The sequence below is a fragment of the Thermomonas sp. genome (assembly GCF_025993755.1).
Classification (GTDB): Bacteria; Pseudomonadota; Gammaproteobacteria; order Xanthomonadales; family Xanthomonadaceae; genus Thermomonas.
Map to the genome: position 1 here is coordinate 1 of NZ_JAMQHN010000145.1, position 11,058 is coordinate 11,058.

General features: G+C 69.7%; 10 protein-coding genes. 8 read left to right on the forward strand and 2 right to left on the reverse strand.

Annotation, left to right across the window (positions count from 1 at the left end; translation table 11 throughout):
- The first annotated feature begins 468 nt into the window (after positions 1-468).
- From Q0X16_RS10500 to Q0X16_RS10535, 8 genes are all read left to right on the forward strand, one after another.
- Entirely contained in the window at positions 469-993 is a 525-nt protein-coding gene (locus tag Q0X16_RS10500; RefSeq protein WP_297833947.1) for a c-type cytochrome, read from the forward strand.
- Between the two features lie 110 nt (positions 994-1,103).
- A complete protein-coding gene (locus Q0X16_RS10505; protein WP_297833950.1) occupies positions 1,104-1,778 on the forward strand; it encodes an alpha/beta fold hydrolase in 675 nt (224 codons plus the stop codon).
- A complete protein-coding gene (gene zapE / locus Q0X16_RS10510) occupies positions 1,775-2,875 on the forward strand; it encodes a cell division protein ZapE (RefSeq protein ID WP_297833952.1) in 1,101 nt (366 codons plus the stop codon). The genes Q0X16_RS10505 and zapE overlap by 4 nt, the downstream gene beginning before the upstream one ends.
- Positions 2,872-3,690: an NADPH-dependent 7-cyano-7-deazaguanine reductase QueF gene (queF, locus tag Q0X16_RS10515; protein ID WP_297833954.1), complete on the forward strand. Its 819-nt coding sequence runs from the start codon at positions 2,872-2,874 to the stop codon at positions 3,688-3,690. Before zapE ends, queF begins: the two co-directional genes overlap by 4 nt.
- A 155-nt stretch (positions 3,691-3,845) precedes the next feature.
- A complete protein-coding gene (locus tag Q0X16_RS10520; RefSeq protein ID WP_297833957.1) occupies positions 3,846-6,065 on the forward strand; it encodes an NADP-dependent isocitrate dehydrogenase in 2,220 nt (739 codons plus the stop codon).
- 46 nt (positions 6,066-6,111) lie between these two features.
- Complete coding sequence (locus Q0X16_RS10525) at positions 6,112-6,972, forward strand: methyltransferase (protein ID WP_297833960.1); 861 nt, start codon at positions 6,112-6,114, stop codon at positions 6,970-6,972.
- Between the two features lie 22 nt (positions 6,973-6,994).
- Positions 6,995-7,534 (forward strand): pseudouridine synthase, encoded by a 540-nt coding sequence (locus Q0X16_RS10530; RefSeq protein ID WP_297833963.1) that lies wholly within the window; start codon positions 6,995-6,997, stop codon positions 7,532-7,534.
- Positions 7,535-7,615: 81 nt separating this feature from the next.
- Complete coding sequence (locus tag Q0X16_RS10535; protein ID WP_297833966.1) at positions 7,616-8,752, forward strand: HAMP domain-containing sensor histidine kinase; 1,137 nt, start codon at positions 7,616-7,618, stop codon at positions 8,750-8,752.
- On the opposite strand, the gene Q0X16_RS10540 is transcribed toward Q0X16_RS10535, so the two are convergent.
- On the reverse strand, positions 8,740-9,063 hold the full coding sequence (locus Q0X16_RS10540) for a hypothetical protein (RefSeq protein WP_297833969.1): 324 nt from the start codon (positions 9,061-9,063) through the stop codon (positions 8,740-8,742). The two genes, Q0X16_RS10535 and Q0X16_RS10540, sit on opposite strands and share 13 nt — an antisense overlap.
- Before the next feature lie 136 nt (positions 9,064-9,199).
- A partial coding sequence (hrpB, locus tag Q0X16_RS10545; protein ID WP_297833972.1) for an ATP-dependent helicase HrpB occupies positions 9,200-11,058 on the reverse strand: 1,859 nt, incomplete at its 5' end.

Genomic DNA, 11,058 nt, shown 5'->3' on the forward strand with positions numbered 1-11,058 from the left:
AAGCCGCCAGCACCGAGCGCACTGCGCGCGTCATTGCCGATTGCTTGATGCTGCGGACGGCCTTGGCAGACCGCGTGACGTTCCGGTTGTCGTTCATGTAAGTCTCTGCTCCTCGGGTGATATCGCGTTGCCGTCGACCCACTTCCAGGCACGGGGCCGGAAAGCGATCGACTTCGAATTTCGCCGGACTCATCGTCCGGAAAACGCACCAGACAAACGCCACGAGAGGCGCAGCCGGGTGCCGACTATAACAATTTGCTGAACAAAACGTGACCCCTGTCTACAATCGCAAAACGCGAGCTTGCGCGCAAACCGGACACGACATTGCACAAAAACAGGAACGCCCTCTCTCGGAGCCCCGCTCTTGTCGGAGAAGCTGAATACACACCACCCTCGACCGGCGCCCGCCTGATCTGGAATAATCGTTCAGGTGCAGGCCCTCGTCGGCCGTGATCCCAGGGGTAAACCGTGCGTCCGCTCGATCTCGTTTTCCTGAAGAAGTTTTCGCTGTTGATCGCGTTCCTGGTCTCGGTCGGGATCGGGCTGGCGCTGTTCGCGTATTACCTGAACAGCCGGGTGGTGCATCCGGTCGATCCGGGTGTGGCGCAAAGCACGCTGGCGCGCATCGCGCCCGAGGGCGCGGTCTACGCGGGCGCCACCGGCGCGGCGCAGCAGGCCGAGGCAGCGGCGGCCGAGCAGGCGGCCGCGGCGGCCAACGTGCCGTTCGGCGGCAGCACCGACGGCGCGACGATCTTCAACGACGGCCCCTGCACCGCCTGCCATACCGGCGGTGTCGGCGGCGCGCCCAAGCTGGACGCGGCCGGGATCGGCGCGCGGGTGGCGGCCCAGGGCCTGGACGAGCTGATCAAGAAGGCCATCGCCGGTTTCACCGGCTCGACCGGCACCATGCCGGCGCGCGGCGGCAACGCCGCCCTGACCGACGAGCAGATGAAGGCGGCGGTCGAGTACATGGTGGCGCAGAGCAAGAAATAAGCGTCGTCCCCGCCCGCGCGGGGACGACGCGCAAAACCCTGCGCGCTCCCGCAATGCATGGCATCCGCAACCCGCCTCATGCTTAACGCCGCGTCTGGCAGGATGACGCCATGAACGAGCCGTCCGGCCCTTCCGCGCACGACGAACAAGGTTTGGCGATTCCCGGTCCGGCCGGCCGCATCGAGGCGGCCCTGGCGCCGGCGCAGGCCCCGGCCAGGAAGGCGCTGGCGATCGTCTGCCACCCGCTGCCGACCGAAGGCGGCACCATGCACAACAAGGTGGTGACGATGACGGCGCGCGCGTTGCGCGAGTCGGGCGCCGCCGCCCTGCGCTTCAACTTCCGCGGCGTGGGCGGCTCGGAGGGCGCCTTCGACGAAGGCCGCGGCGAGCTGGACGACCTGCGCGCGGTGGCGGCGTGGGCGCGGGAGCGGTATCCGGATTGCGCACTGTGGCTGGCCGGATTCAGCTTCGGGGCGTGGATCGCGCTGCGGGCGACGGTGGAACTGGGGGCCAGGGGCCTGATCACGATCGCCCCGCCGGTCGGCCGCATCTGGGCGTTCGGCGGCATCGCGCTGCCGACGGTGCCCTGGCTGCTGGTCCAGGGGGATGTCGATGAAATCGTCGATCCGCAGGCCGTGCGCGCCTGGGCGCGCGGGCTGGCGCAGCCGCCGCGGCTGGTCGAGATCGAGGGCGCCAGCCATTTCTTCCACCGCAAGCTGATGGACCTGCGCGGGGTGGTGAAGAACGGCGTGCGCGACTGGCTGCCGCAGCCCCCGGCGGCATGAGCGAAGCGGCGCTTCCCTCGCGGCGCTACGCCGATGGCGTGGCGCGCGGCGACTGGCAGGACGATCCGGCCCAGCGTGCGGCGCTGGCGGCGCTGGACCGCATCCATGCCGAGCTGCTGGTCACGCCACCCGCGCCCGGCCTGCTGCAACGGCTGCTGGGCGCACGCGCGCCGGAGCCGGTACGTGGTCTGTATCTGTGGGGCGGGGTCGGGCGCGGCAAGACCTTCCTGATCGATCTGTTCTACGACGGGCTTCCGGTCGAAAAGAAACGCCGGACCCATTTCCACCGCTTCATGCGCGAGGTGAACGAGCGCCTGCGCGCGCACGCCGAGCAGGCCGACCCGCTGGCGCGGGTCGCCCGCGAATGGCGGGACAGCCTGCAGGTGCTGGTGCTCGACGAGTTCTTCGTGATCGACATCGGCGACGCGATGCTGCTGTCGCGCCTGCTGGAGAGGCTGTTCGCCGAGGGCGTGACCTTGGTGACCAGCTCGAACGCGGCCCCCGACGACCTCTACAAGGACGGCCTGCAGCGGGCGCGCTTCCTGCCGGCGATCGAAATGCTCAAGCGCCGCTGCGAGGTGCTGGAGCTGGCGAGCCCGACCGACTACCGGCTGCGGGCGCTGACCCAGTCGCCGGTCTATCGCGCGCCGCTGGACGCGCAGTCCGACGCCTGGCTGGCGCAGCGCTGGCGCGAGCTGGGCGGCGGCGACGCGCACCTGGACGCCGGCATCGTGATCGAGGGCCGGCGAATTCCGGTGCGCGCGCGCGGCTCGGGGCTGTGCTGGTTCGATTTCGGCGCGCTGTGCGAAGGCCCGCGCGGCAGCGCCGACTACATCGAGATCGCCAGCGAATTCCACACCGTGCTGGTGGGCGGGATCCCGGTGTTCACGACCGACCGCGACGACGCGGCGCGGCGCTTCGTCAACCTGATCGACGAGCTCTACGACCGCCACGTCAACCTAGTCTGCACCGCCGCCGCCGCGCCGATGGCACTCTATGCCGGCGAACGCATCGCCGGCGCGTTCGAGCGCACCGCCTCCAGGCTTGTCGAAATGCAGTCCGCCGAATACCTGACCTCCGAGCACCACGCCCGATGAGCGCGCCTTCCGCCGACGCCTCGCCGCTTGGCCGCGAGGTGGCCTATCCGGGCCGCTACGACCCGGGCCTGCTGTTCCCGATCCCGCGGGCGGCGGGGCGCGCGGCGCTGGGACTGGACGGCGTGGGGCTGCCCTTCATCGGGCTGGACCGCTGGCAGGCCTACGAGCTGTCGTGGCTGGACGGGCGCGGCAAGCCGCAGGTGGCCACGGCCACGCTGACGGTGCCGGCGGATTCGCCGCAATTGATCGAATCGAAATCGCTCAAGCTCTATCTCAATTCCTTCAACGGCGAGCGCTTCGCCTCCGAAGCCGAGGTGCGGGCGCGGATCGAGGCCGACCTGGGTGCAGCGGCGGGCGCGGCGGTGGCGCTGGCGTTCGGACTGCCGGAAATGGCGCCCGCAGCGTCCGGCGAATGCATCGACGGGCTCGATGTCGCGATCGATCGCTACGGCCCGCCGGATCCGGCCTGCCTGTCCGCGTCAAACCCGGACGTCACCGAAACCCTGACCAGCGCCCTGCTCAAGTCCAACTGCCCGGTCACCGGCCAGCCGGACTGGGCCGATCTCACGCTGGCCTACAGCGGCCCCCGCATCGACCGGGAAGGGCTGTTGCGCTATCTGGTGAGCTTCCGCGACCACGCCGAGTTCCACGAGCAGTGCGTGGAGCGCATCTTCCGCGACGTGCTGGCGCGCTGCGCGCCGCAGGCGCGGTCGGTGGAGGCGCGCTACACCCGTCGCGGCGGGCTGGACATCAACCCGTGGCGGGCCACGCCCGGCACCCCGCCGCCGCCGCCGCAGCGCGCGCTGCGGCAGTAGGCGATGCGGCGCATGCGCCCTTGGCCGGCGATCTGTGCGCTCGGCCTTGGGCTGGCCGGCTGCCGGCAGCCGATACCGGCGGCAGCGGCAGCGGCTTCCGCGTCGCGCCGCGGTTGCGCGACAATGGCGGACTTGACCCGCCGATCCGAGCCGCCATGTCCAAGATCCTCTACACCCTGACCGACGAAGCGCCCTTCCTTGCCACCGCCTCGTTCCTGCCGATCGTGCAGGCCTACGCCAGGACCGCAGGCGTGGACGTGGAAACCCGCGACATCTCGCTGGCGGCGCGCATCCTCGCGCAGTTCCCGGACCGCCTCGGCGACAAGGCCGTGAGCGACGACCTGCGCGAATTGGGCGAATTGGCGAAGACTCCCGAGGCCAACATCATCAAGCTGCCCAACATCAGCGCCTCGATCCCGCAGCTCAAGGCCGCGATCCAGGAGCTGCAGGGCAAGGGCTGCCCGATTCCCGACTATCCCGAGTCGCCGATCAGCGAAACCGAAAAGGACGTCAAGGCGCGCTACGACAAGGTCAAGGGCAGCGCGGTCAATCCGGTGCTGCGCGAAGGCAATTCCGACCGCCGCGCGCCCAAGGCGGTGAAGGCGTATGCGAAGTCGCATCCGCACCGGATGGCGCCGTGGAGCGCGGATTCGAAGACCCACGTCGCGCACATGGATTACGGCGATTTTTACGGCAGCGAGCAGAGCTACACCCTGGCCAACCCCAGCACGATCCGGATCGAGTTCGTCAGCGCCACCGGCAGCACCTTCCCGCTGCGCGCGCCGCTGCAGGTGCAGGCCGGCGAGGTGATCGACGCCACGGTGCTCAGCGCCAAGGCGCTGGCCGATTTCATCGACGCCCAGATCGAGGACGCCAAGGCGCGCGGCGTGCTGTTTTCGCTGCACCTGAAGGCGACCATGATGAAGGTGTCCGATCCGATCATGTTCGGCATCGCGGTCAACCGCTTCTATGCGCCGGTGCTGGAAAAGCACCCCAAGACCATCGCCGAGCTGGGCTTCGATCCCAACAACGGGATCGGCGACCTGTACGCCAAGCTGGGGCAGCTGTCCGAGGCCAAGCGCGCGGAAATCGAGGCCGACATTGCCGCGCTGTACGCGCAGCGCCCCGGACTTGCGATGGTCAACTCCGACAAGGGCATCACCAACCTGCACGTCCCGTCCGACGTGATCGTGGACGCCTCGATGCCGGCGATGATCCGCGATGGCGGCAGGATGTGGAACGCCAGGGGCGAACTGCAGGACACCAAGGCGGTGCTGCCCGACCGCAACTATGCCGGCATCTACCAGGTCGTCATCGACGACTGCAAAGAGCACGGCGCGTTCGATCCGGCGACCATGGGCAGCGTGCCCAACGTCGGCTTGATGGCGCAGGCGGCCGAGGAATACGGTAGCCACGACAAGACCTTCAAGATCGCCGGCGACGGCGTGGTGCGGGTGCTCGACGAGCAGGGCACGGTGATGCTGCAGCACAAGGTCAAGGCCGGCGACATCTGGCGCATGTGCCAGACCAAGGACGCGCCGATCCGCGACTGGGTGAAGCTTGCGGTCAACCGCGCGCGGCTGTCCGGCACTCCGGTGGTGTTCTGGCTGGATCCACAGCGCGACCACGACCGCGGGCTGATCGCCAAGGTCGCGCTCTACCTCAACGACCACGACACCGCCGGGCTGGACATCCGCATCCTCAGCCCCGAGGAGGCGATGCGCCACACCCTCAAGCGCGTGCGCGCCGGCCTGGACACCATTTCCGCCACCGGCAACGTGCTGCGCGACTACCTCACCGACCTGTTCCCGATCATGGAACTGGGCACCAGCGCGAAGATGCTCTCGATCGTGCCGCTGATGGCCGGCGGCGGACTGTTCGAAACCGGCGCCGGCGGCAGCGCGCCCAAGCACGTGCAGCAGTTCCTCGCCGAGGACTACCTGCGCTGGGATTCGCTGGGCGAGTTCCTGGCGTTGGGCGCTTCGTTCGAGCATCTGGCCAACACCACCGGCAACGCCCGGGCGCAGGTGCTGGCCGACGCGCTGGACGCGGCCAACGCGAAATTCCTCGACAACGACCGCTCGCCGGGGCGCAAGCTCGGCACGATCGACAATCGCGGCAGCCACTTCTACATCGCCCTGTACTGGGCGCAGGAACTGGCGGCGCAAGCCAAGGACGCCGCGCTGGCGGCCAGATTCGCGCCGCTGGCCGCGCAGCTGGCGGAGAACGAGGAAAAGATCGTCGCCGAACTGCTGGCAGTGCAGGGCCATCCCGTGGACATCGACGGCTACTACCACCCGGACATGGGCAAGCTTGCGGCCGCGATGCGGCCTTCGGCCACGCTGAACGCGGCGCTGGCGACGTTCGCGGGTTGAGCGTCGAGGGTTTAGGCTGGCGCTTCGCCCAACGCGGAGCGCCCGCATGTTCGTTCGTCCGATCCGTTTGACCGCCCTCGTCGCCTGCCTGGCCCTGGCCGGCGCCGCGCTGGCGGTTCCTCCGCAGGACGCCCCGGCGCCCGCTGCCACACCGGCCACCCCCGGCGCCGCGCTGGATGCCGCGCTGGCCGGCGCCTGGCGCGCGCCCGCCGACGTGCTGCGCGACCGCTATCGTCATCCCGGCCAGACGCTGGCCTTCTTCGGCGTGCAACCGGACGAGACCGTCATCGAGGTCACCCCCGGCGGCGGCTGGTACGCCGACATCCTCGCGCCCTACCTGCGCGCGCGCGGCCACTACGTCGCGGCGACCTGGGACGATGCCATCGCCGGCCAGCCCGGCTACCGCTATGCGCTGAACAAGACCCTGCGCGAGAAGTTCGCCGCGCATCCCGAAACGTACGGGCAGCCGGAAGTGCGGCTGTTCGACGCCACCGCGCCGAGTTTCGGCCCGCCGGAATCGGCCGACACCGTGCTGACCTTCCGCAACGCCCACAACTGGGTGGCCGACGGCAACGCCGAAGCCTACTTCAAGGCCTTCTTCGCCGTGCTCAAACCGGGCGGCGTGCTGGGCGTGGTCGATCACCGCGCCCGATCCGGAACCGACCTGGACACCATGAAGACCAGCGGCTACCTGACCGAAGCGCTGATCGTCGACCTGGCGACGCGGGCCGGCTTCGTGCTGGACGACCGCAGCGAGATCAACGCCAACCCCGCCGACACCAAGGATCATCCCAACGGCGTGTGGACGCTGCCGCCGACCAACCGCCACGACGCCGCTGACGACGCGAAGTACGCCGCCATTGGCGAAAGCGACCGGATGACGCTGCGCTTTCGCAAGCCCGATTGACGCCACGGCGCCCGGGCCGGTCATGCTGATCGCCTTCAACAAACCCTACGGCGTGCTCTGCCAGTTCACCGACCGCAGCGTGCCGGCGCGGCGGACGCTGGCCGAATTCGGATTGCCGCCGGGGGTGTATCCGGCGGGCCGGCTGGATTTCGATTCGGAAGGCCTGTTGCTGCTGACCGACGACGGCGCGCTGGCGCACCGGTTCACCGACCCCCGGCACAAGCAGCCCAAGACCTACTGGGTGCAGGTGGAGGGCACGCCGTCCGAACCGCAGCTGCGGGCGCTGCGCGAAGGCGTGGCGCTCAATGATGGACCGACGCGGCCGGCGCAGGCGCGCGAAATCGACCCGCCCGCGCTGTGGCCACGCGACCCTCCCGTGCGGTTCCGCAAGACGGTGCCGGACGCCTGGCTGGAACTGACGCTTCGCGAAGGTCGCAACCGCCAGGTGCGGCGGATGACCGCCGCGGTCGGGCTGCCGACCCTGCGGCTGGTGCGTGTGGCCCTGGGCACGCACCGGCTGGATGGGCTGGTACCGGGGCAATGGCGCGCCTGCGGCGCCTGAGTGTTCCGCCCATCGGCATGGTCGCGACCACGGTGGTTTGCTACCGTAGCCAGTCCATTCAGGAACGGGAGCCCCTTCGGGGTGCCTGACACGTCCTCCAGCACCGGCCGCATCCTGATCGTCACGTTGGGCGGCGACGCCGCGGCGCTGTCCGGACTGCTGCGCGAAGCCGGCCACGCGGTCCACGTCGCGCGGGACGCCGAGGAGGCGCAGGTGGCCGTGGCCACCCGGGCCCCGGATCTGGTGATCCTGGACATCGTCGAACAGGAAGCCGCCGGAATCGAATTGCTCACGGCCCTGTCGCAAATCGGCGAGCAGGCGCTGCTGCCGGTGTTGGTCCTGGGCACGGGCGAGGATGTCCCACGCCTGCGCCTGCGCGCGTTCGGCGCGGGAGCCGCCGATTTCCTCACCTTGCCCTGCGACGAGGAAGAACTGCTGGCGCGCCTGCGCGTGCACCTGCGCCAGAGACAGGCGCGCGAGCACCTCGCCCGCGCCCTGCGCCAGCGCCAGGAGCTGTTCAACCTGATCGCCCACGACATCAAGAACCCGCTGACTTCGGTGCTGTTCGCCCGGGAAATGCTGGCGCTGCCGGACTGCAAGCCGGAGCGCGTCGAACGCTATCTCCAGATCATCGAGGAAAGCACGCGCGAGGCGCTTGACTATATCCGCAGCTATCTGGAAAGCCAGTCGCCCACCGACCCGACCGCGGAGGGCGCACCCGGCGCAAGCACTTCCCTGGGCGACGCCATCCGCTGGCTGACGGCACGCTACGAACTGCAGCTGGAAGCCAGCGGACTGCGCCTGCACAGCACTGTTCCCGACGGCGATGCCTGCGTCGCCATCGACGCGCGCCTGCTGCGACACGTCGGTGAAAACCTGATCGGCAATGCGCTCAAGTACGCACGCAGCGGCGGCGAGATCGACCTTGCCGGACTTGCCGGCGCGGATGGCGTCTGGCGACTGGTCGTGCAGGATCGCGGCCCCGGCGTTCCGACGAGCTTCCAGCCCCTGCTGTTCAAGCCGTTCCAGCGGGTCGATGGCCACGATGCGCCCGGAGGACTGTCCAACGGGCTCGGCCTGGCGCTGGCGCGGCAGATCGTCCTCGGCGCGGGGGGCAGGATGTGGTACGAAGACCGCGAAGGCGGCGGCAGCCGGTTCATCGTCGAGCTGCCATCGGCGGCGTGCGACGACCGCGCCGGAAACGATCAGACGCCGTAGTCGTCCTGTTCGTAATCGCCGCGTCGCACCGCCTGCAGTCGCAGAACGCTGTCAGCCTGCGCCTGGCGCTTGCGCGACTGGTGTCGCGCCGCCAGCCACAGCAGGCCGGCCCCGGCCACGGCCGCACCGACCAGATACGGGTTGCGGCGGATGAAGCTGCCGGCCACCTTGGAGCTGGCGCGCAGCGCGCCCAGCGCCGCGCCGGTTTCCACCCACTGGACGGCCTTGTCCGGCACGCGCTTGCGCAGACCATCGCCGATTTCGCCGATCAGTTCCATTGCCCGATCCTGCGCCTTGTCCAGCTTGCCCATCGCCGCGCTCCTCGAATCCCGACTTCTGCCCGGAGTATCGCTCGAAACGGCGGCGCCTTGGCAAGTCCACGGCCATCCATTCAGCCTGCGGTGACTTTTCCCGAATTGCCGACGCCCGCGCACCGCGCGGGATAGCTCAGGTTCCCCGCGGCTTGGCGCGATGGGTCGCGGTCGCATTCCACGGGTCGTCCGGCCACGGGTTGCGCGGGTAGCGGCCCTTCATTTCCTTTTTCACTTCGGCATAGGTATTGGTCCAGAAGTTGTGCAGGTCCGAAGTCACCTGCAGCGGCTTGCCGCCGGGCGAGAGCAGGTGCAGCAACAACGGCACACGGCCGTCGGCCACGCGCGGGGTCTGCGCCAGCCCGAACAGTTCCTGCAGCTTCACCGCCAGCACCGGTGGCGCCGGCTGGCCGTGGTCGTCGAGCTGATAGTCGATCGCGCGCTGCAGGCCCGAGGGAACTTCGATGCGCGTCGGCGCATGCTGATCGAGCTTTTGCCGCAGGCTCCAGTCGATGCCGGATTTCAGCGCCGCGGCCAGCTCGCTTTCGCCCAGGGCGTCCAGCCGGGTCTTGCCGGCGAAGGCGGGCCGCAGCCAGTGCTCCAGCGTGGCCAGCAGCGCGGCATCGGACAGGTCGGGCAGGCCCAGTTCCGGCATCCACGCACGCAGGCAGATCGCACGGATGCGCCACTGCACCAGCGCTTCCGTCCACGGCAAACAGCCAAGCCCCAGCGAGCGCACGGCGTCGGTCAAGGCCTGCGCGGTCAGGGCAGGATCCACCTTGCCGACGGATTTCGTCGACAGCACGATGCCGTCGAAGCGCTCGATGCGCTCGTTCGTCAGGCCGCGCTTCGCGGCATCCCAGCGGACTTCATCGCCACTGTGAAAATGCGCGGCAAAGGCTTCGCGCAGATACGCCGCATCCACCGGCGCGGCGCGCAGCAGCAGGGCGTCCCCGGCCTCGAAGCGCAGTTCGCCGGCGACCATCCACGGTTCGCCGTACAGCGCGGAATCGTCCAGCAGCCGCGCCATCCGCCCATTCGCCAATTGATAGCGCCTGGGGTCTTGCGGATGCTGTTTGCCGATGCGGTCGGGGAAGGCGTGCGCCAGCAGGTCGCCCAGCGCATGCGCGGGGGCCGCCGCTGGCGGCAGTGCCGTGCAGCGCAGGCGGCGACGCCACTGTTTCGCTGCGGCGTCGATGGCGGCCAGCGCGCTGCGGCTGGCCTCGGCGGGCACGCGACCATTGCGGAACGCGGCCAGCGCCTGCCAGCGCTCGGCCAGCGCATCCGAGCGGCTGCGCAGCGGGTCGCGCGCTTCCGTCAGCGCCGCCAGATCGCAGGCCAAAGCGATCCGCTGCGGGTCGTTCGAGGCCAGCAGCATCGCCGCCAGGCGCGGGTGCGTGCCCAGCGCCAGCATGCGCCGGCCGCCGGCGGTGAGTTTGCCGGCATCCAGCGCATCCAGCCGCTGCAGCAGGTCCTTGCCGGCCCCTAATGCACCGGCCGGTGGCGCATCCACGAAGCGCAGCGCCTCGCTGCCCCAGGCCGCCAGCTCCAGCGCCAGCGCCGCCAGCTCCAACTGCGCGATTTCCGGTTTTCGCTGCGGCTCCAATCGCTGCGATTGCGGCCACAGGCGGTACGCCCAGCCTTCCGCCACCCGCCCGGCGCGGCCGGCGCGCTGGTCGGCGCCGGCCTGCGACACCAGCACGGTGTCCAGCCGCGAGAAGCCGCTGTTGGGATCGAAGCGCGGTTCGCGCGCCAGCCCGCTGTCGATGACCACGCGCACGCCCGGCAGCGTCACCGAGGATTCGGCGACATTGGTGGCCAGCACCACGCGCCGGCGGCCATCGGCCGCAGGTTGCAGTATGCGCGATTGCTGTTCGATCGGAAGATCGCCGTGCAAGGGCAGCACCTCGACATCCGGAAGCTGCGTTGTCGGTGGCTGGGGCATTGCGTCAAGCGCGCCATGGATGGCGCGCGCCCGAATCGGGGCAGGATGCC